The following is a 20,183-nucleotide window of genomic DNA, read 5'->3' as shown; positions in this document are numbered from 1 at the left end:
AAATACATTCATGATACGGTGGATTTTTATCGTTTTATTATTCCATCACACTTATTTATTTAAAGAATGGATTACTTCCTGTAAAGGCATATCCATCATCGAATTTAGTTTTAAATGATAATTTTCAAAAGGCAGGGAAGCCGTTACAGGATTCGGAACGATAACGGTTGGAATATTTATTTCCTGTGCAGCGATAAGCCCATTTAAAGAATCCTCAAAAACAATTGCTTCATGAGATTCCAATTCTAATTTTTCAAGTGCTTTTAAAAATAAATCCGGTGCTGGTTTAACTCTGTCTACCATATCCTTTGTCACTACATAATCAAAATAAGAAAGCAGATTTAAATGCTTTAAATGCGATGTTGCCCATGAAGTATCTGAGCTGGTTGCCAGCGCAACGCCCAGCCCTGCATCCTTTGCATCCCGAAGATACTCGGCCACGCCTTCTCTGGCTTTTTCATTTCTGATATATTGCGTGTGAAGCGCTGCAGCCTGATACTGAATATCCTCTATATTCAGCTGATTTCCTAATTCCTTTTGCAAATAAGGATAAAACTGTTTGTCATCTGAACCAACACTTTTCACAAATTCCTCCAGCGGGAGTTCAAACTGAAATTGTGATTGCAGCACTTTTTTAAAAGCATGATACCAAGCAGTTTCTGTGTCTAAGATAAGCCCGTCGAAATCAAAAATAACACCTTTTATCATGAATTTCCTCCTTCACCAACGTCTTTCTTTTTTAAGTAATAATATTTAATAGAATCGTAACCGTAACAATACTGACCACCGTCGAGATAAACGTAATCGTTGATACAAGCTCCGGCTCCGTATCAAATTCAATGGCATACATCGTGGTTGTTGCGGCTGTCGGCATGGCAGAAATAATAATCAATACTGTCCCGATTAACGGGTCCATCGGCACAAGCCAGACAAAGATGGCTGCCAGAATCGGTGCAGCAATCATTTTTAAGGTAACGGAAGAAAGCACAACCTGCCAATCTATCTTTAATGCTGTTAATGATCCCAGCTGCATACCGAGCATAATCATCATCACCGGAATAGCGGCGTCTCCGACCATTTCAATCGTAGAATGGATATAATCTGGTATTGTAATAGATTGCAGCGAAAAGAAAAAGGCTAATATCGCCGCATAGGTTGTCGGCATTTTTAAGATATTCATAAATGCTCTCCGCATCCCGCTCGTACTTCTGGATGCATAGTAAATGCCAAAGAAATTATTCTGCAGGGATTGAACTACCATGATAAAAATGGCATAAGGCACTGCCGCATTGCCGATACTATATAAAACTACCGGCAGACCATAATTCCCCGAATTCATAAAGCCAGTTGAAAGAATGGCAGCACTCTCTTTATTCCCGTCCCAGCCAAAAATTTTTGCCAGCATTTTATTAATAAATACCATGACATAAAATAAGGCAAACATATAAATGAGAATCACTAAAAATCCAGAATCAAATTCTGCATCATACAACGTTACAAAAACAAGTGCCGGTGAAAGAATATATAAACAGACAGCAGACACCGACCGCACATCCAACACACGGATACGCTGCAGGATAAATCCAGTTGCAAAAACAGCCATAATCGGTAAAATAACTTCAATAAATAATAACATATGTACATCTCCACGCTTTTTTTCAATTAATTCAAGTGTATCATATGGCGTCAACTCTATTTTTATGCCAAACTGTCATCAGCTGTAAATTCCCTTCAAAATAAAGTTTCTATATAAATTGAAGTAAGAAATTACACTTTTATTTTCATATAAAAATGGCGAAACAATGATTGAAAACAGTAACTAGCGACGGTTTTTGATGGGGCGAGTAATCGCAATGGTTTTCGGTGGGACGAGTAATCGCAGTCCCAGTCCCAGAAGAAAAACACGGAGACTCCTGGTCGGCTAAGAACGGTCACGTCCTGTGACCAACGACCGACACTAGGACGTCCTGTCCATCGTGGGAAAGCGCGGAGGGAAGACCCCGCAGAAAAAAAGCGAACTTTTTTTCTACCCGCGGGGCATAAGTGCGACTTTGCTTCTGTCTGCGCCTGACGGCTTGCCAATCAGCAAGTCTTCTTTAAAGGAGATGAGCTCGGGGCCCACGGAAAGCGTAGTGTTTTTCTGTAGCGGTAGCTATTAATATTAATTTCAACTTAAATATTTAGTTATCATTCCTTAAGAAAATCCTCGTAAACTAAAAAAAGTTGACAAATCAAAAGAAAACGTACATACTAGTAAAGTTAAGAAGTAACAGTTGTGATTTGGCATTCTGTGAAGCTTTTTGTAAATGCTTATTCACACTGGCGCGGCTAAGGGGCCGCAAGGATGCAGCAGAAGGTTTGGGGCTGCATTGCTTAAGTTAGAAAAGATGATTTTAGAATATTTACCGCGGACATTCCGTAAGCGTTATACGGATAGATGGCTCAGCAAATCTAACTGAGTCAGGACAAATAAACGAATCATATGATTTAGGAATGGATTTAATTTCTCCTGAATTTTATGTTCCAACTTAAAATTAATTTTGATATCACGTGTTACTTTAATCATAAAGGGGTACTCTTTAAAGAGAGTATCCCTTTTCCAAATTTCACATATTTTTGAAAGGAGCATCTAATATGCCGACAGACTTGCCAATCGGTTCCATTATAGCCATGACCGTTTTACGAAAAATAGATACTGGATATGTTTTATCTGCTTATGGAGAAGAAGTGCTGCTTCATCATAACGAAGCACAATCCGTCTTAGAGCTGGACCAATCTGTTGATGTCTTCCTCTATGTAAATAAAAAAGAACAGGTAAATGCCACTACATATTTACCCTCTGTCACGCTTGGATTATATGATTGGGCGGAGGTTGTGGGTGTTCTTCCCCGTTTAGGTGTTTTCGTCAACATCGGCACCTCGAAGGATATTCTTGTTTCCAAAGACTCCCTGCCTTTATTCCAGGAAAGCTGGCCGCGTTCCGGAGATCGTTTATATATCACGCTGCAGCTTGATAAAAAAGGACGCCTGTTGGGAGTACCTGCATCTGAAAATATTATTGCGAATAATGTCTTTGCCGCACCGGAACAGCTGAACCAGCAGACGGTTATCGGCACTGTTTATTATACGAATAAAGAAGGGGCAGCGATCATCACCAGTGAAGGCTATCGCGGTTTTATCCATCGAACAGAGCGAAAAATGGAACCTCGCGTCGGACAGGTGGTTGAAGGAAGAGTGATTGCCGTGAAAGAAGACGGATCCATTAATGTCTCTCTCCGCCCGCTGAAGCAGGATAGTTTATCCGATGATGCAGATGCTATTTTAAAGCATCTGGAAGCGAATAACGGCGCCATCCCTTTTCATGATAAAAGCGACCCCGAAGAAATCCGGGCCACATTTCAAATCAGTAAATCTGCTTTTAAACGTGCAGTAGGAACATTATTAAAGCGGGGACAAATCAAACAGGAAAATGAACAAATCATTAAAGTGGAATAATCCAGTCATAAAAATAAAAGCAATGTCTGCTTTTTCGAACAGACATTGCTTTTATTTTTAAGCTTCTACACTTTTGTAAGCGTCCAGAACTGCTGATATAATGAATCCAATTGCTCCCGCAAACATACAAGCAATTCCAATTCCGCCAAATCCAGCTCCTGCAAAATCAACTTTTGGTGCGATTGATGCTACAAGAATCAATAAAATTCCCACAAGTGCCAAGAATAGATTTGGATAATAACCAGCATGGGATTCTTTGGAAGTCATTCTAACGAGAAAAATACTGATAAGTGCTGTAATCGCTGTTAAAATAGCTCCAAATGTGATAACTGCTTCTACCATTTCCTCACCCCGCCATTAATTAATTACACTACTTTTAGTCTACAATTGAAGAATAAGAAAGTCAATATTCATCTCATCTGCATAGGAAGGAATATTGAAAAGGTATCAGGTTGTATATTCGCCATTAATCCGCACATAATCATAAGACAGATCGCATCCCCAGACAGTAGCCTGATCTGTCCCCAGCGCTAAAGACACCGTTATCTTTATTTCCGGATTCTCCAGATAGGATTGAATTTGGTCCAGGTTCTCCTTATCGCCAATCGGTTTTCCTTGATAAATTAAGGTATCTCCAAAATAAATTGCTATCTTTTCCAGATCCACTTCTATTTCATCTTCACATTTTCCGATTGCCATGGCGATACGCCCCCAATTGGCGTCTTCTCCAAAAATAGCCGTTTTCACAAGTGGCGAATTAACAATGCTTTTCCCTATCTTCTTCGCTTGCAGAAAACTGGAAGCTTCATTTACAGTTACCTCCACCAGCTTGGTTGCTCCTTCTCCATCACGGGCAATTTCTTTAGCCAGATCGATACTCATTGCTGTCAGAGCTTCTTTGAATGCTTGTAAATCTACCTTTCCAGCAGCCCCGTTTGCCATAATTGCTACCGTATCACTTGTACTCGTATCCGTATCAATACTGACCATATTAAATGATTGATTGACCGCTTCCTTCAATAATTTCTCCAGCTCATCTGCAGAAATAGCTGCATCTGTAACAAAATAAGAAAGCATCGTAGCCATATTCGGCTCTATCATTCCAGAGCCCTTCGCCATTCCAACCAGGGTAGCATCACCGATTTTGCACATTTTTAGTTTGGGATAGGTGTCTGTTGTCATTATTGCTTCCGCCGATTTATCTAATCCGCCTTCCACCAGATTATTTTTAAGATTTTTTATGCCTGCCCGCATCTTATCCATTGGCAGCTGGTACCCTATCACTCCTGTCGATGAAGGTAAAATATCCTCTGGAGCGATGTCTAATTCCGCAGCAATTAATTCGTTTAACTCGATCACATTTTTTATGCCTTCTTCTCCTGTCGCTACGTTTGCATTTTTACTATTGATCGCAAAGCATTGTAATTTTCCATTCGCAACATTTTGCTTTCCAATAGGAATAGGCGCTCCGCAAAATCTGCTTTGTGTAAACATGGCAGCCGCATTTGCCAGCTCTGTTGATAAGATAACCGTGAAATCCAGCGTTTCATCTTTGATTCCCAGGCTTTTCGAACATGTATAAAAACCTTCAGGCATATTTTCTAAAATATATTCCTTATCTTTCAGTAAATTTTTCATTTTTATGTACTGCCCCTTTTATTTAAAATCTCAACTTTCGCACATTAAAAAGTAACTTCATTTCCATAGAAACAGGAGTTGATTGTTCCTTCGCTAACACCCTTGATAAAGATTATAGAAGGTGAAGTGTAAAGCACCGCTGCGGCGACCATTTAGCTTCCCTAGGGGCACGCTCTTCAGCTAACTTTTTCCAAGAAGAGCACTTAGCAAAAGTGGATCTTCAGATGGTGCTGATCCCTCAGGAGTCAAAACGGTCCGCCTCCGCTAGCAGGATATTCTATGCGTGAAAAACAACTCACCAAACAGAAGTTTAATCAGATAGAACCTATTTTTCATGCTGCATGGTAACATGATCCGCCAAGATTCCTTTCTGTGCATCGAAGCGATTCCCTGTATTTCATATCCATGCTGTCATGATTGGTTATTCAGGCGAAAGCTGCTATTTCCTTCAGCTTATTAAAATCTTATTTCTTTCATTCGCTGTAGAATCCTGTCAGAGCGCAGGCCAACCACGCAGACTCCTATGAGAACAGGGCGAGCTGAAGATCCACTTGAAAAGCGGTTTTCTTTTCAAGTTAGCTGAAGCCGTCCCCATGGCAGACTAAAAGCGCAACGTCCTGGGGTTGCGATTACTCACCCCATCGAAAAGAGTTGTTGCAACGTCTGCACTAGTACGTCCTGGGACTGCGATTACTCGTCCCATCGAAAACATTTGTACGTCGGAAAGCGGAGTGGTTGGCCGGAGCGGAGCTATGCACCATCATCAATTCCAAAAAGGCCGGATATTTCACCAAAATGCAAGCATGGTAATGAAGAACATGTTCATCTTGGAATAGCAATATATATTTGCTTATTCTTAGGTGCGAAAATTGAGTTAATATCTTAAAATATACTAATCTATAGTTGTCGTAAGAAACTTTCTGATGAAAAATAATATATAATAAATATGCACTAAAATGATTAAATATGCAATATGTATTTTGAAATTATTCGAATAAATAGACGGGTAACATGCAGGGGACCCAAGATAACACTTTTTCTTCTAAAGAAAACATGACATTCACAAATGCTTTAGCTAGGACTCGGACTGCGATTACTCGTCCCATCAAAAGCACTGCACTTATACTTTATTCCTTTAATTCTTTATACTTAAAGTGCAAAAATAGAATACAATTCCCATAAATGGAGGTATACTTATAATTGGTATATATTTCTATGATATGAATATAAGGAGGAGGAAATATGCAAACGTTCGCAAATTACGCCTATGAACGACCGGATCTCCCGAAAGTGAAAGAGGATTTTTATCAAAAGCTGGAGCAATTCCAAAACGCTGCTTCCATGGAGCAGGCAATCACTGCTATTGATACCATTAACGCGATTCGGAATCACCTTTCAACCATGTATAACCTTGTATTCATCCGTGCTTCCATCGATACCCGCGATGCATTTTATCACGAAGAACGGGATTTTTTTGATGCGCATCTTCCGGAAATTCAGGAATTATCTACCGCATTTTATAAAGAACTCCTGAAATCTCCTTACGAAGCCCAGCTTCGAGATAAGTATGGTTCCCAATTATTTGATTTGGCGGAATGCGAAATCAAGGCTTTCTCGAAAGAAATCATTCCACTGCTGCAGACAGAAAATAAGCTGACCTCTGCTTACTCCAAATTAATTGCATCTGCCGACATTGAATTCCGGGGTGAATCATATACGCTGGCACAGCTCGGCCCATTTGCAGAGGACCCGGACCGCCAAACCCGAAAAGAAGCATTGGAGGCCAGACAAAGCTTTTTTGCAGACAATAAAGAAAAGCTGGATCGCCTCTATGACGATTTAGTGAAAACACGTCAACAAATTGCGGAAAAGCTAGGTTTCAAAAACTTTGTTGATGTTGGCTATCTTCGCATGCAGCGTGTTGATTATAACGCAGAAATGGTCCAGCGTTACCGCAAACAAGTGGAGGAAGTCATTGTACCGATTGCCACAAAGCTTTATGAAAAACAGGCTAAACGAATTGGTGTAGATTCCTTGAAATTCTATGATGAAGCCTTTGTTTTCGCTTCTGGAAATGCCGCTCCGAAGGGCAATCCAGATTGGATTATTAAAAATGGCAAGCAAATGTATGATGAATTATCAGAGGAAACCAGTGCATTCTTTCAGTTTATGCTGGACCGCGAGCTGCTGGATTTAGAGGCAAAAAAAGGCAAGGAGAGCGGCGGATATTGTACGTATATAGAAGATTATCAGTCTCCGTTTATTTTCTCTAATTTTAATGGAACCTCTGGAGATATCGATGTCTTGACGCATGAAGCAGGACATGCTTTTCAAGCTTATTCCAGCCGTCATTTTTCTGTGCCGGAATATTATTTTCCGACAAGCGAATCTGCTGAAATTCACTCCATGAGCATGGAATTTTTCACCTATCCGTGGATGGAAAATTTCTTTCAAGAGGATGTGGACAAATATAAGTATGCACATCTCTCTGACGCGATTCAATTTCTGCCATATGGCGTTGCAGTAGATGAATTCCAGCACCTTGTTTATAAAAATCCAGACTGGACATCAGAGGAGCGTAATCAGGCTTGGCGCAATCTGGAGAAGAAATACCTGCCGCATCGCGATTACAATGGAATAGAAAGCTTAGAATCAGGTGCTTTCTGGCAGAAGCAGGGGCATATCTATGAGGATCCGTTTTATTATATCGATTATACGCTCGCACAAATCTGTGCCTTTCAATTTTTAAAGAAATCACAGGAAAATCGGGAAAAAGCATGGCAGGACTATCTGGACCTGTGCAAACTCGGCGGCTCCAAGCCATTTTTAGAGCTTGTTCAATCTGCCGGTTTAGCGTCTCCTTTTGAAGAAGGAACGGTCGAAGCGGCGGTTGATTTTATTGAAGATTGGCTTGATCAGGTTGACGATCAGGCGCTATAACACATTTAGGTGAGAAGCTGATAAAGAAGGCTTCTCTCTTTTTTTGTCTGCTGGGTTTTGCCCTGACATTATGATAAAATAGGAGTAGTTTTAAGGAGAAAAGGAGATTACAATGACTTATCGCGCATTATTTTTAGATATTGACGGAACCATCCTGCAGCCGGACCACACCTACACGCCGTCCACGCAAGAAGCAATCCGGCAAGTAAAATCTGCTGGGTTAGATGTGTTTTTATGCACAGGCAGACCGTTTGTGGATATCCAAAATTTAGCCTCTAATTTTGAGATCACCTCCACGGTTACCTATAATGGCGCCTACGCGCTTCATCAAGGAGATGTTATTTTTAACGCACCGATGAAACAAGAGGATGTAGAGAAAATGGTATCCATTGCCGGTCAAAGTGAAAGTGAGCTGGTGCTCTACACAACCGAAAATAATTACTTCACTTCTCTAACGAATCCGTATGTGAAGGATTTCAATAACGTATTCCAGCTGCATCAAAATAAAATCTTCAGACCGGATGTCGCAGATAAAATTGTTTCAGCTTCCGCAATTAATGTGACAGAAGAGCAGGTAAAGGACTTTGAAATCACCGAGGATTACCACCTCTCCAAGGTCAACGTGCCTCATGCGAGTGAATCCTATGATGTGCTTCGGACTTCTGTCAATAAAGGGATTGCTATTAAACACATGCTGGAGCATCTGAATATCTCTCCTTCTGAGGTAATTGCTTTTGGAGACGGAATGAATGATAAAGAAATGCTCCAGTTTGTCGGCACAGGCATTGCCATGGGAAATGCCGATTCCAGATTAGTGGAATATGCGGACTTTCAAACAACATCAGTGACAGATTCAGGTATTTTTAACGGATTGAAAAAGCTTGGTCTGGTGAAATAGGTTAACGAAAAAGCATGGAAAGGCAGTATTTCCATGCTTTTTCTATCTAGCTAATATATCATTTAGCGCAGCTTCTCATACTCCAGCATGACCGCTTCCGTAATCGGATGATTCTGTTCTAATCCGCTTACCTCTGCAAAAGCTGCCGCCGGCCCTTTTTTTTGAATCATTCTTTGAAGCTTCACTGCTTCTTCATCGCTTTTATTTTGAAACCGTAAAGCAGCTGCCATCGCTTTGGCTAAATATGTCGGCGCAGCAGATGTAAATTCCAAATACATACTTGCCGGTCGTACAAATCTGTCTTTCGGCCCCAGCTTGCGAACCGGTCCTCTGCCCACACGGGTAACTTCATCGGAAATATGCGGGTTTTGGAATCGGCCGATGATTTTTTGGATATAGTCTGCATGCGCTTTGGCGTCAAATCCATAGGCTTCTATTAAAGCCTGGCCAGTCTCCTGTAATACGCCGTTTAAGGTATCCATCACCGCTTCACCCTGTAGTGCTTCATCAATGGTTTCATATCCATGGCAGCTTCCCAAATAAGCTGTCGCTGCATGCCCGGTATTGACAGTGAACAGCTTGCGCTCAATATATGGCCCAAGTTCTTCAACATAGGTGATTCCTTTAATATCAGGTAGCTCGCCTTGAATAAATGTCTTCTCCACGACCCATTCATAATAAGGCTCCACACGAACATCCAGCAAATTCGCATTTGTTTGATTCGGTACTATTCTATCTACTGCCGCATCTGGAAAACCAAATAAATCGTCAAAGCCTTCCTGATCTGTTTCACTGATTTCCTGGTAAACATATTCCTTTAATAACGTACTGCCGCCAATCATATTTTCGCAGGCAATGATGGCAAGCGGCTCGCGGTGAATATCGATTCTTTCCACAAGTCCTTTGGCAATCGCTTTTGCGATGACAGGCAAAATATTCGGCCCGACAGCGGTTGTAACGATATCCGCATCGATGATAGCATTCGTCACAGCCTTCGGGTCTTCTATACTGTTAATACCAGAAATATGTTCTACAGTGACCGCATCACTTGTTTCATCTGCAAAATGAACCTGGTATGATTTGTGTTGATTAATGCTTGAGATAATTTCATCGTTAACATCTACAAAGGTAACCTCGTACCCTGACTGATCCAGTAAAAGTCCAATAAAGCCCCTGCCGATATTTCCTGCACCGAAGTGAACCGCCTTCATCAGTCATTCACCTCATTAAGGGTTGCTATAATTTCCTCCTTAGTAGCTGCCTGTGTCAATTTCTCCACATTCTCTTCTTCTGAGCAGATAATAGCAATCTGCGATAATATTTCTAAATGCTCATCCCCTTTTCCCGCAATACCAATCAACAGTTTTACGATATTTCCATCGCCAAAATCAACGCCGTCTGGAACCGTGACAACTGACAGTCCGGTTGCTAAAACTTCTTTTTTCGCATCTTCTGTCCCGTGCGGAATAGCTAATGCATTTCCCATAAATGTCGTTGCAATCGCTTCACGCTCCAGCATCTTATCAATATAGCTTTCTTTCACATAACCATTATTTAATAAAATGCCGCCAACGTAACGAACCGCTTCCTCCTTAGATGCGAGCTGTACACCTAATTCAATATTCTCTGCGCTTAAAATTTCTTTTGTCATGGATATGCACTCCTTTTTTAAAACTTGGATAAAGTAACTACTTATCTTAATTAACGGTTTTCCTCTTGGTAAAACTTTTCCTGAATAAATAATTGAAACTGCTTTGTCAAAGCTTGCTTAATTTCTTTTTCTTCTGCTTCCTGAAGCAGCTGCAGATACGTATCATCCTGAATAATCAAACCGCTGATAAAGCTTAAAATATCTAATGCTTCCGGATGCACGGCTTCCGGAGCAAGCATGATCAAAATACGTGATACATCCATCTTTGTTCCGTCCATTGCCTCTACTTCTTCCTTCTTAGGTAATTGAAAAACATAGAATCCCGGCCCGTTAATCGTATCTGATCTGGTATGAAATAAAGCAAGCTTTGAATCAGGAATCCCTAAACCGCCCTGAGCTTCTCTCTTGGTCAATTTTTCAAACAGAATTTTTTGATTTTCAATCAGGCCGTGCTGCTGTAATTGAAGACAAATAGATGCCAAGAAACGCCGCTTCCCTTCTTTCAGATGAAATAATTTAAACCGGTTTAACACCTGTAAAATGGTGTCTGAATAACGATGCATTTCTTGAAGGTTTACTAGAAAATCTCCTTCCATCATCTTATTTGTTTTCACTGATGATGAAGGCCGTGTTAATGCTGCTTTTCGGATGGCTGTCTTCACTTTGGCAGCCTCGTCCTCTGTCAGCATCGGTGAAATGTGCACATAGCTTTGATTCAAATTTTCTAAAAGAACGGTCGAAACAATGACATCATATTCTAAAAGCTCCTCTTGCTTTAAATCAAAAATGGATTGGTGCCTGGCCAGCTCTATTTCTGGAAATTTACGTTCTAATTTGGTGGCCAGCATTTTTGATGTCCCAATCCCTGTGGAACAAATAACCAGAACACGTACATCTTGACGCTCCTCGGTCTGCAGAAGTGTCGCTGCAAAATGCAGGACAATATAAGCAATTTCTTCTTCCGGAATCTGCAACTCCGGAAAGACAGATGCAGTACATGCTTCAATTATTTCGAAAAGCTCCATATAATCCCGTTTGATTTCTGCCAGCATCGGATTATGAATATTCATCTGCTGTTTCATTCGATAGATAGCTGGCTTTAAATGCGTGGTTAAATCGTTTAAAAAGCGGTTATTTGCCGATAAATCAATCTGCAGCTCTTCTCCTGCTTTGCGAATGAGCTCCTTCACCCGATGTGCCAGATCCATACTGGCCTCTTCCAGCAAATAGGATTGATTTTCTCTAAGCTTTGCTCCCATTAAATGCATCGTAATATAGCCAATCTCGTCCTCCGGAATCTCGATGGAAAAAGCAGTCTCCAGTTTTTCAATTAATTTAGCTGCAATGTGGTATTCCTGCTTCCCCTGAATCTCCTGTTTATACCCCTCATCAAAATGGATGGTATCTCCTTTTTGCAGTCTTTCAATCGCAAGCGCCAAATGAACAACCAGCCCGACATACGCACTGTCTGCCAAATAATAAGGAAGCTCCCTGCCGATTGCCTGCACCTGCTCTTCTATTTTCTCTAATTTCAGCGGGTCAACGAGACCTAATAACCGGTCAGAAATTGTTTCACCCTTTGCTTTTTCTTCCTTATTTTTTGCTTTGATTTTCTCCACAAATTCAAATAAATCAATATGACGGGAGATTAAATTACTTAATACAGCCCGTTTTTTCACTTCATCCCCTTGAATTTCTACGCCATATCCTTTTTTCCGGACAAGCTCTAAATCAAAAGTCTGGATACGCTTCTCAATGTCATCCAAATCCTGAGAAATTGTAGCGATCGTCACATTCAATTCACTGGAAAGGGTAAATAATTTAATCGGCTCATGAACCTGAATCAATGTATTCAATAAAATAGATTGTCTTTCTTCTTCCGATAATTCGACCCCGTCCAGCAGTGCAACCTGTTCTTTTAATTGCTGCTTCTGCTGCAACTTTCCGTTAATCCTAATTCCAGAACCTGCCTTTTTATAAAAAGTCAGTTGATAAGCCGCTAATACATCCTCTAATTTCTTTAGTTCACGGTGAATGGTTCTGGTACTGACGTTCAGTTTATCCGCTACTTGTTTTACTGTTTTGTCTTCTTCATCCGATAGTAAAAAAGACAGGATATTTCGTTCACGACTAGTAAGATACATTGCCATTCACCTCCCTTCCGCAGATAGCCTTCCCTTAATAGAGAAGGCTATTACTTTATTATAACTGCACAGAACACATCAATCCTTTAATCGTTCGACCAATTCATCGTAGCGCGGGCTGTTTAAGAAATTATCGACAGAAATATGCTCTGCATCCGGACGTTTTGCTTTCGCCCTGTCTGTCAGTGTTTTTTGCGTAATGATAATATCCGCATCATCCGGGATTTCATTTATTGCTTTATTGGTTACATCGATGGCAATATCGTTTTTCTTGAATTTATTCTTTAATAAGGAAGCTCCCATTGCACTGGAGCCCATTCCGGCATCACATGCAAAAATAATTTTATTCACTTCTGTTGGGTCCTTCACAGGTGTTTCGATATCCGCTTCTTCCTTTTCTCCTGTCAGAGAACTGCTGACACTGCTTTTCTTTCCTTTCATTGCTTCCATCTTTTCAGTAGAAGCGGTAAGATCCTCTTCCCCGCCTTTTGAAGTCTTCAGGATAAGGGAAGCAATACCAAAGGAAACGGCAGTTGCTATAATAACACTTAAAATAACTCCGACATAACTGTTAGCAGGTGTCATGAATATAACAGCGAAAATACTTCCTGGTGAGGCAGCAGCTCTCAACCCTGCATCAAATAATTGAAGTGTAAATATTCCTGACATACCACCAAAAATGGCTGCAATAATTAACGTAGGCTTCATTAAGATATAAGGGAAATAAATTTCATGAATACCACCTAAGAACTGAATAATTGCTGCCCCTGGCGCAGATGCTTTGGATACGCCTTTTCCAAAGAAAGCAAAAGCAAGTAATATTCCTAGACCAGGTCCAGGATTCGCTTCAAGAAGGAACAGAATAGATTTTCCTGTTTCTAATGACTGTTCTGATCCAAGCGGTGTCAGAATACCGTGGTTAATCGCGTTATTTAAAAATAGTGTCTTGGCAGGTTCGAGAATAATACTGGTTAACGGTAATAAACCCGCACTGACAATAGCTTCAACACCTCTTCCTAAAGCATTTGTTAAGCCAGAAACGATTGGTCCAATTCCAGCTACAGCAATCATCGCAAGGATAGCGGCTAAAATCCCAGATGAGAAATTATTATATAACATTTCAAAGCCCTGGCGAATTTTTGCCTGAAATAGATCATCCACTTTCTTCATCAGATAACCGGCTAACGGGCCCATTACCATCGCTCCAAGGAACATTGGCTGTTCTGCTCCGACAATAACCCCCATTGTCGCAATGGCACCTACAACTCCTCCACGGAAATCATAGACCATACGTCCGCCTGTGAAACCAATCAATAATGGCAATAAATATTTAATCATTGGATCAACTAAGCTAGCCATCGTTTCATTTGGAATCCAGCCATCCGGAATAAATAAAGCTGTAATTAACCCCCAAGCAATAAAAGCACCGATGTTCGGCATAATCATTCCACTGAGGTTACTTCCAAATTTTTGTACTTTTGCACGTAATCCACCGTTTTGTGTTGACATATTGTTAAACTCCTTTCCCTTTTGAATTCATTTCTTATCTTTATTTTATGCCGTGTCCTCTAGGGAAAACAACTTAATCAAAATGCAACTTTGTCACGTGTTTGTTGCCAAAACAATATTAGAGAATTGTCATGCTTGGATAGAAGAAGAGATGCGATATAGCGTTAAATGGGAAAAAAGAGACATCTGCCAGACAGGTAAAATATATCCTCTCTAACAAAATGTCTCTGGTAAGCCTCAACAAATTATCATGTTCTTCATTTTTTTTGACCAAGCAATTTCACAAGAAAAAGCCGCCATATAACATGGCTCCAGCAATAATAAATGCCGGATGCACCTGTTTTATTTCTATCAGATAAAAACTGATAACAACAATAATGGCTGTTTGCAGCAGTCCAATACTGATATATGCTTCTGTCCAGAAATTCCAGGCAATCACACCCAGCAGCACTGCAATAACTGGCTGGACAAATACCGTCAGCCGATGGACGCGTTCGGATTTTTTATATTTGAGTAAAATGCCGCCCAGTAAAATCATTAAAATCAACGAAGGGGCAACCGTGGCAAAGATTCCGACAATGGAGCCTGCCACACCGCCTAGTTCATAGCCGACGTATCCTGCCATTTTGGTGGCTATCGGTCCGGGCAGTGAATTGGCAAAGGCCAGCACCTCTCCAAATTCCTGCACAGACATCCACCCATAATTACGCACGACCTCATTTTCGACCAGGGTTATCGAAGCAGGACCGCCTCCATAGCCGATGATTCCCGGAATAAAGAAAGCAACAAAAATATCCCATAAAATCATGAGCGTTCACCTTCTTTCTCCTTCTTTTTCACCGGAAGAGCAAAAGCGATAATTAAGAGAAAGCCAATCACAATGCCCGGATGAATATGCAGGTAATTTAGCACTACAAATATCACCGCAATCATGATAATCGCACGTATCCAGCCGAGACCTTTTCCCGCTTTATGAAGGAACTGCCACGTCAGAACAGCCATCATCATCCCGACAACAGCTACCACCGCTGCAGTCATGCCCTTCACCCAATCAAATTCGCGGACCTCTGATAGCGTTCTTAATAAAATAATAACTAATAAAACCGTTGGAATCACAGAAGCAACCAACGCATTCAGCATACCAATCCAGCCGGAGACACGATAGCCGATATAGCCTGCCAGCTTGGTGGCTATCGGTCCAGGCAGGGTATTGCTGATGGATAACATATCAGTAAATTCGTCCTCATCCATCCATTTATACTTCTCGACAGCTTCCTTCCGCATAAGCGGGATCGAGGCCGGCCCGCCGCCGAAGCCCAGCATTCCTATCCGGAAGAAAGCGATAAAAATATCCCATTGCTTTTTCATGAATATAACAATCCTTCTTTATCTCATTTTCAAGCCTGTTCTACCATACAGCGATATGCCCGTCTGCTCTGGACTCGGTTCCTCCAGAGAGCACGCCGGTTTCCGGGTTGCGCCAGATGATTTGCCCGCGTCCGAAGCTGTTCGGCTCCAGCTGTATGTGTATATCATGTCCTTTTTGACGCAATTCTTGAGCAATTGTATACGGAAATCGATGCTCTACCTCTATCCTTTTCTCTTTCAACCATTGCCATCTTGGTGCATCCAAAGCAGCCTGCGGATGAAGTCCAAAATCAATCGTATTCATCACAACCTGAACATGTCCCTGCGGCTGCATAAACCCTCCCATCACGCCGAATGGGCCAATTGCTACATTGTTCTTTGTAATAAAACCGGGAATAATCGTATGATAGGTTCTTTTCCCGCCTGCCAGCACATTGACGTGCGTCTCATCCATAGAGAAATCCCATCCTCGATTTTGCATCGCAATCCCTGTTCCGGGGATCACTACTCCTGAACCAAAGCCCTTATAATTACTCTGGATAAAGGAAACCATATTCCCTTCTTCATCTGCTGTTGCTAAATAAACTGTTCCGCTGCCAGCAGGGTCTCCTGCATTAGGAAGAATCGCTTCCTCGCCAATCAATGCCCTTCTCGAAGCCGCATATTCCTCACTCAAGAGCTGCTTCGTTGTATAGCGCATTTGGATTTCCTCGGTAATATGCCGCTTCCCGTCTTCAAAAGCCAGCTTCATCGCTTCCATTTGCTTATGATATGTATCTACCGATTCCTTGGCTGTCATCGAATAGCCTTTTAAAATATTCAACGCTTTCAGCGCAATGATTCCCTGCCCGTTCGGAGGAATCTCCCAAACATCATACCCCCGGTAATTGACCTTTATCGGAGCTACCCATTCTGTTTCATGCTTTTCTAAATCCGTCTTTGTTAAAAAACCGCCGGCTTCCTCAGAGGCCCGGGCAATTTTGTCAGCCAGCTCTCCTTCATAAAAAGAAGCGGCATCCGTTTCTGCAATCGCTTCTAACGTCGCTGCATGATCAGCTGATTTCCAGATTTCCCCCACTTTAGGAGCTCTGCCGTCAGGTGCAAAGGTTTCAAACCAGGCAGCAAAATCATAGCCCTCTTCCTTTTGATACATTTGATAGGCTTTCTTCCAGAAGCGTGCTAATATTGGCGATATCGGAAAGCCTTCCCGGGCATATTCAATAGCCGGCTGCAGCGTTTCTTTTAAAGACAATTTGCCAAATCGTCTGGACAACTCTGCCCATGCTTTAGGTACACCAGGCACCGTTACAGGTATCCACCCGAATGGAGGAATCGTATCATATCCTTTTTCTTTGACTGCCTCTATGGAAATATGTTCAGGAGACCTTCCGCTGCCATTCAAACCATGCAGCTCCCCTTTTGTCCATACAAGGGCAAACGCATCTCCGCCAATTCCATTGGATGTCGGCTCTACCACTGTTAAACAGGCCGCTGTCGCAATCGCAGCATCAATGGCATTGCCGCCTTTTTTCAAAATTTCTAACCCCGCCTCCGCTGCCAAAGGCTGGCTCGTCGCAACCATCCCTTTTTTTGCGTATATAGATTCTCTTGCAATTGCATAAGGATTAAATTTTTGATGTATCTGCTCCATCTGCTCATCCTTTCAAGGACTATTTGGTTATCGTCTGACCGGCAAGAAAAACCGGATATCCCATCAAAAAAACACGGAATATGAAAGACTCTATCCCCTTTCTTTAAGTCTATCATACTTGTTCTGGAATCTGTAAGCGTTCTTGCTAATCTATCCATCTAAAAAAAGACTCTTCCTGCCATTCATAGGAAAAGTCTTTTCAAATCAAATTTAATTATCTGCGAAAAAAAGTCCAAGCTGTGCTAATAAGGCACTGCACAGATACGTTCCTGCAAATACAAAGACAGCAACAATCGCAATTTTCCAGGAGGTTCTCCGCAAATCAACAAGCCGGTTGGCTACGGAAATACCGGCAACCGTCAAAATTGGTGTTGTAATCGCAAGAAAGTCTACAGACTGGATTGCTTCAACGAAAAAATCTGAAATCAGGCACATCGTTAAAGATGTAATTGATACCCAGCCTAAAATAGGAAAATCACGGATGACTTTGATTGGAACTAATTTCATAAGATCAGCAATAATCACACCCATAAATGAAAATAACCAAAGGATTCCTAACCCGACAAAGGTCATGGATGTAATTGGTGTCGAATCCGGGTTTTTAACCAGCTTGATTTCTTGTGCAAATAAAATCAATGCTACACTTAATAAAAGTACGAACGCATATCGGATATAACGGCGCATGGTCGGGTTCATTTTTTGTCACCTCTAACTAAGAACTTATATACAACCTGCTGTAACGGAGCGGCAAGGAATACCATCGTAAATGTACCGATAAAGCTGGTTAACAGCTGACTGGCGGAAGCATAGGCTAAAATGGTGTTTTCCATTTCAGGAACTCTTGCTACCAGCGTGGCAGATGCCGCACTCATCATGCTTCCTGAACCTACTCCAGAAGCCATCGCAAGTGCCTCAACACGAATACCGAAATCAAGCAAAATCGGTGCAAATATACTAAAAAACATCGTCCCGAATAACGTACCGATGACATAAAGCGAGATAACTCCCCGCCCTTCCGGAGATTCCAATGTATACTTTTCGGAAATATACGCAAGCTCTCCTTCCCTTCCTAATCCTAAGGTGGCTCCAATTGCTTCGCGGCGCAAGCCTATCAATATAGCAATTGGCAGTCCGAAAAGAACTGTTCCCAGATTACCAATCTCCTGAATAATAAACACCCAGCCGACCTGCAGAATCTCTCTGATCTGCGGAGCAACATCGGACCCGTACCGAGCCATTAATGGAAGCATAATAAAAATTAAATATTTGCTTGCAAAATCAACATTCTTCTTACTGTATATCTTTTTCAGAATACCTTTCCGCAAAAACGGCAGAGCAAGGATCATCGCAATGGCAATCGCAAAAACTAATGGAAGCATCGAAATGGTCATTGAACCGATTGTAAACGATTGAATACCAATCAGCTCAGCTGCCGCAATAACTGCCAGGACAAACAATACAAAATAAACAAAATTTTTGACCATATCTATTCCCCAATTCTTAAAGTACGTGTTTAAAAAGCCCCTTTTATTAGGCCTTTTGAACATCCTTTTAAACGCAACTAGTTGGAACCATCCACAATCTGATTAATCACCGAAAGATATTCCGAATAAGAACGTTTGTACAATTTTTCCTTGTCCACATTTTCATCTATATTTTCTAATACTTCCGCAACAAATTCCGGGAAAATGCTATAAATAAATTCCGGATCCACATCAATGAAATCATCACCATGAATCGTTCCTGTAAAGCCGCTGTAGCCGATTTGGATACATGGAATCATATACGATAAATCACCAATATCCCCAGCCGCACTAATAAAGCTCTCGTTATCGATTTCATCAATTTCCGAAAAATTATCAAAAACAGCTTGTACAAAGGTGGAAAGGTATCTGTTCTGAATAAACGGAAGGTACCCCATTTGTGTATGTGTTCCCACGTCCCCCTGCAGGGCAATCGCGCTTCCCTTAGCTGCATCATCCAGTTTGGCTGCCGCTTCTTTTAAATAATCCACGGTTTTTGTCCGGAGATCGGTGCCAACTGTGATTTCATTCGGAACCACATTGGTCGACATATCGGAGCCCATTACAATAGGATTAATACGAACATGCTCCTTCTCATCCAGCTGCTGTCTCATTAAACCGACTGCAGTATTGAAAACCGTGGACATGCTGTAGGCATTCTTGCTGGAAAACGGATCAAAACCGGCATGCGTTGCTTTTCCTTTAAAGGTATACTTTTTATAAAGAAAACCAGCTAAATCGCAATTCACATTCACTGTCCGGTTATCAAACTCGCCGCCAATGGCATGTACGCAAATAGCTAAATCGATATCATCAAAAACACCCAGCTTCATCAATTCCGGCTTGCCGCCATAATGCGTGATCGTTCCCTGTTCAATCAATGCATCACGATAAGCCAAATCTAAATACTCTTCTGCTGGGACAAAGATAAAACTTATTTTATTTTTCCAATTCTTGCTGGCATTCGTCTTCACGTAATAACGATAGATTGCCAGTGCGATGCCCACTTGCGTATAGTGTCCACAGTTATGAGCCGCTCCTGTCTCTTTATCAGCGTACATATGTGATGGTGCATACACGGCATCCAGCTCAGCAATAAACGCAATATGTGTATCCCCTTCTTCGGGCCCTAATGTCGTCTTGAATCCTGTCGTACTGAAATGCTCGATGTCCACATCTGGATCAACTTCCTTTAAAAAGCGGATGATATTCTCTTTTGTCCGCTGTTCTTTATAGCCTAATTCCGGGTGGTAATAAATATCCTCTGCCACGTCTTTTATCAGCTGATATTGCTCTTTAAAAAACATAATGGATTCTGAACGCTCCTTTTCAACATGTTAAAGTGTTAAAGCATGATAATATCTTA

The 20,183-nt window shown here is 41.5% G+C and carries 17 protein-coding genes; 3 read left to right on the top strand and 14 right to left on the bottom strand.

Annotated features, from left to right (window positions below; genetic code table 11):
• Nucleotides 1-51: 51 nt before the first annotated feature.
• On the bottom strand, nucleotides 52-708 hold the full coding sequence (locus ACFO3P_RS08445) for an HAD family hydrolase (RefSeq protein ID WP_042530082.1): 657 nt from the start codon (nucleotides 706-708) through the stop codon (nucleotides 52-54).
• Nucleotides 709-739: 31 nt separating this feature from the next.
• A complete protein-coding gene (locus ACFO3P_RS08440; protein ID WP_042530080.1) occupies nucleotides 740-1,636 on the bottom strand; it encodes an AEC family transporter in 897 nt (298 codons plus the stop codon).
• Nucleotides 1,637-2,634: 998 nt separating this feature from the next.
• Here ACFO3P_RS08440 and ACFO3P_RS08435 point away from each other — a divergent pair.
• The gene (locus ACFO3P_RS08435) at nucleotides 2,635-3,495 is read left to right on the top strand and encodes a CvfB family protein (protein WP_289584423.1); all 861 of its coding nucleotides are present in this window, start codon (nucleotides 2,635-2,637) and stop codon (nucleotides 3,493-3,495) included.
• Nucleotides 3,496-3,552: 57 nt separating this feature from the next.
• Here ACFO3P_RS08435 and ACFO3P_RS08430 read toward each other — a convergent pair whose 3' ends face one another.
• Together ACFO3P_RS08430 and argJ are read right to left on the bottom strand one after the other, a co-directional pair.
• Nucleotides 3,553-3,837 (bottom strand): hypothetical protein, encoded by a 285-nt coding sequence (locus ACFO3P_RS08430; protein ID WP_289584424.1) that lies wholly within the window; start codon nucleotides 3,835-3,837, stop codon nucleotides 3,553-3,555.
• Nucleotides 3,838-3,942: 105 nt separating this feature from the next.
• On the bottom strand, nucleotides 3,943-5,133 hold the full coding sequence (gene argJ / locus ACFO3P_RS08425; RefSeq protein WP_289584425.1) for a bifunctional glutamate N-acetyltransferase/amino-acid acetyltransferase ArgJ: 1,191 nt from the start codon (nucleotides 5,131-5,133) through the stop codon (nucleotides 3,943-3,945).
• Between the two features lie 1,242 nt (nucleotides 5,134-6,375).
• Between argJ and ACFO3P_RS08420 the strand changes: the two genes are divergently transcribed.
• Together ACFO3P_RS08420 and ACFO3P_RS08415 are read left to right on the top strand one after the other, a co-directional pair.
• The gene (locus ACFO3P_RS08420) at nucleotides 6,376-8,073 is read left to right on the top strand and encodes a M3 family oligoendopeptidase (protein WP_042530073.1); all 1,698 of its coding nucleotides are present in this window, start codon (nucleotides 6,376-6,378) and stop codon (nucleotides 8,071-8,073) included.
• 112 nt (nucleotides 8,074-8,185) lie between these two features.
• Complete coding sequence (locus ACFO3P_RS08415; RefSeq protein ID WP_042530071.1) at nucleotides 8,186-8,971, top strand: Cof-type HAD-IIB family hydrolase; 786 nt, start codon at nucleotides 8,186-8,188, stop codon at nucleotides 8,969-8,971.
• Nucleotides 8,972-9,033: 62 nt separating this feature from the next.
• Here ACFO3P_RS08415 and ACFO3P_RS08410 read toward each other — a convergent pair whose 3' ends face one another.
• From ACFO3P_RS08410 to ACFO3P_RS08365, 10 genes are all read right to left on the bottom strand, one after another.
• On the bottom strand, nucleotides 9,034-10,182 hold the full coding sequence (locus ACFO3P_RS08410) for a mannitol-1-phosphate 5-dehydrogenase (RefSeq protein ID WP_042530069.1): 1,149 nt from the start codon (nucleotides 10,180-10,182) through the stop codon (nucleotides 9,034-9,036).
• Complete coding sequence (locus ACFO3P_RS08405; RefSeq protein ID WP_042530067.1) at nucleotides 10,182-10,622, bottom strand: PTS mannitol transporter subunit IIA; 441 nt, start codon at nucleotides 10,620-10,622, stop codon at nucleotides 10,182-10,184. The genes ACFO3P_RS08410 and ACFO3P_RS08405 overlap by 1 nt, the downstream gene beginning before the upstream one ends.
• Before the next feature lie 50 nt (nucleotides 10,623-10,672).
• On the bottom strand, nucleotides 10,673-12,766 hold the full coding sequence (locus ACFO3P_RS08400; RefSeq protein ID WP_289584426.1) for a BglG family transcription antiterminator: 2,094 nt from the start codon (nucleotides 12,764-12,766) through the stop codon (nucleotides 10,673-10,675).
• A gap of 78 nt (nucleotides 12,767-12,844) precedes the next feature.
• The gene (locus tag ACFO3P_RS08395; RefSeq protein WP_289584427.1) at nucleotides 12,845-14,275 is read right to left on the bottom strand and encodes a PTS mannitol transporter subunit IIBC; all 1,431 of its coding nucleotides are present in this window, start codon (nucleotides 14,273-14,275) and stop codon (nucleotides 12,845-12,847) included.
• A gap of 280 nt (nucleotides 14,276-14,555) precedes the next feature.
• Nucleotides 14,556-15,083 carry a chromate transporter gene (locus tag ACFO3P_RS08390; RefSeq protein ID WP_193065510.1) on the bottom strand — a complete coding sequence of 176 codons (528 nt, stop codon included), beginning with the start codon at nucleotides 15,081-15,083 and terminating at the stop codon, nucleotides 14,556-14,558.
• Nucleotides 15,080-15,643, bottom strand: a complete 564-nt coding sequence (locus ACFO3P_RS08385) for a chromate transporter (RefSeq protein WP_193065509.1) — start codon at nucleotides 15,641-15,643, stop codon at nucleotides 15,080-15,082. The genes ACFO3P_RS08390 and ACFO3P_RS08385 overlap by 4 nt, the downstream gene beginning before the upstream one ends.
• A gap of 40 nt (nucleotides 15,644-15,683) precedes the next feature.
• On the bottom strand, nucleotides 15,684-17,294 hold the full coding sequence (locus tag ACFO3P_RS08380; protein ID WP_289584428.1) for a gamma-glutamyltransferase family protein: 1,611 nt from the start codon (nucleotides 17,292-17,294) through the stop codon (nucleotides 15,684-15,686).
• A gap of 210 nt (nucleotides 17,295-17,504) precedes the next feature.
• Entirely contained in the window at nucleotides 17,505-17,990 is a 486-nt protein-coding gene (locus tag ACFO3P_RS08375) for a DUF751 domain-containing protein (protein WP_289584429.1), read from the bottom strand.
• Complete coding sequence (locus ACFO3P_RS08370) at nucleotides 17,987-18,778, bottom strand: DUF3100 domain-containing protein (protein ID WP_042530057.1); 792 nt, start codon at nucleotides 18,776-18,778, stop codon at nucleotides 17,987-17,989. The genes ACFO3P_RS08375 and ACFO3P_RS08370 overlap by 4 nt, the downstream gene beginning before the upstream one ends.
• A 77-nt stretch (nucleotides 18,779-18,855) precedes the next feature.
• Nucleotides 18,856-20,124: a M20/M25/M40 family metallo-hydrolase gene (locus ACFO3P_RS08365; RefSeq protein ID WP_212928342.1), complete on the bottom strand. Its 1,269-nt coding sequence runs from the start codon at nucleotides 20,122-20,124 to the stop codon at nucleotides 18,856-18,858.
• Between the last annotated feature and the right edge of the window lie 59 nt (nucleotides 20,125-20,183).

Origin of the sequence: Oceanobacillus aidingensis (assembly GCF_042654105.1) — a bacterium.
GTDB lineage: Bacteria > Bacillota > Bacilli > Bacillales > Amphibacillaceae > Oceanobacillus > Oceanobacillus oncorhynchi.
Note: the sequence above shows the minus strand (reverse complement) of the source record. Positions and strands in the feature narration are given on the sequence as shown.

Bases quoted from the DNA above. Each gene is read 5' to 3' on its own strand.
- ACFO3P_RS08395 (WP_289584427.1), bottom strand. From the start codon at position 14,275: ATGTCAACACAAAACGGTGGATTACGTGCAAAAGTACAAAAATTTGGA.
- ACFO3P_RS08440 (WP_042530080.1), bottom strand. From the start codon at position 1,636: ATGTTATTATTTATTGAAGTTATTTTACCGATTATGGCTGTTTTTGCA.
- ACFO3P_RS08365 (WP_212928342.1), bottom strand. From the start codon at position 20,124: ATGTTTTTTAAAGAGCAATATCAGCTGATAAAAGACGTGGCAGAGGAT.
- ACFO3P_RS08410 (WP_042530069.1), bottom strand. From the start codon at position 10,182: ATGAAGGCGGTTCACTTCGGTGCAGGAAATATCGGCAGGGGCTTTATT.
- ACFO3P_RS08420 (WP_042530073.1), top strand. From the start codon at position 6,376: ATGCAAACGTTCGCAAATTACGCCTATGAACGACCGGATCTCCCGAAA.
- ACFO3P_RS08430 (WP_289584424.1), bottom strand. From the start codon at position 3,837: ATGGTAGAAGCAGTTATCACATTTGGAGCTATTTTAACAGCGATTACA.
- ACFO3P_RS08390 (WP_193065510.1), bottom strand. From the start codon at position 15,083: ATGATTTTATGGGATATTTTTGTTGCTTTCTTTATTCCGGGAATCATC.
- ACFO3P_RS08375 (WP_289584429.1), bottom strand. From the start codon at position 17,990: ATGAACCCGACCATGCGCCGTTATATCCGATATGCGTTCGTACTTTTA.
- ACFO3P_RS08400 (WP_289584426.1), bottom strand. From the start codon at position 12,766: ATGTATCTTACTAGTCGTGAACGAAATATCCTGTCTTTTTTACTATCG.
- argJ (WP_289584425.1), bottom strand. From the start codon at position 5,133: ATGAAAAATTTACTGAAAGATAAGGAATATATTTTAGAAAATATGCCT.
- ACFO3P_RS08370 (WP_042530057.1), bottom strand. From the start codon at position 18,778: ATGGTCAAAAATTTTGTTTATTTTGTATTGTTTGTCCTGGCAGTTATT.
- ACFO3P_RS08415 (WP_042530071.1), top strand. From the start codon at position 8,186: ATGACTTATCGCGCATTATTTTTAGATATTGACGGAACCATCCTGCAG.
- ACFO3P_RS08445 (WP_042530082.1), bottom strand. From the start codon at position 708: ATGATAAAAGGTGTTATTTTTGATTTCGACGGGCTTATCTTAGACACA.
- ACFO3P_RS08435 (WP_289584423.1), top strand. From the start codon at position 2,635: ATGCCGACAGACTTGCCAATCGGTTCCATTATAGCCATGACCGTTTTA.
- ACFO3P_RS08380 (WP_289584428.1), bottom strand. From the start codon at position 17,294: ATGGAGCAGATACATCAAAAATTTAATCCTTATGCAATTGCAAGAGAA.
- ACFO3P_RS08405 (WP_042530067.1), bottom strand. From the start codon at position 10,622: ATGACAAAAGAAATTTTAAGCGCAGAGAATATTGAATTAGGTGTACAG.
- ACFO3P_RS08385 (WP_193065509.1), bottom strand. From the start codon at position 15,643: ATGAAAAAGCAATGGGATATTTTTATCGCTTTCTTCCGGATAGGAATG.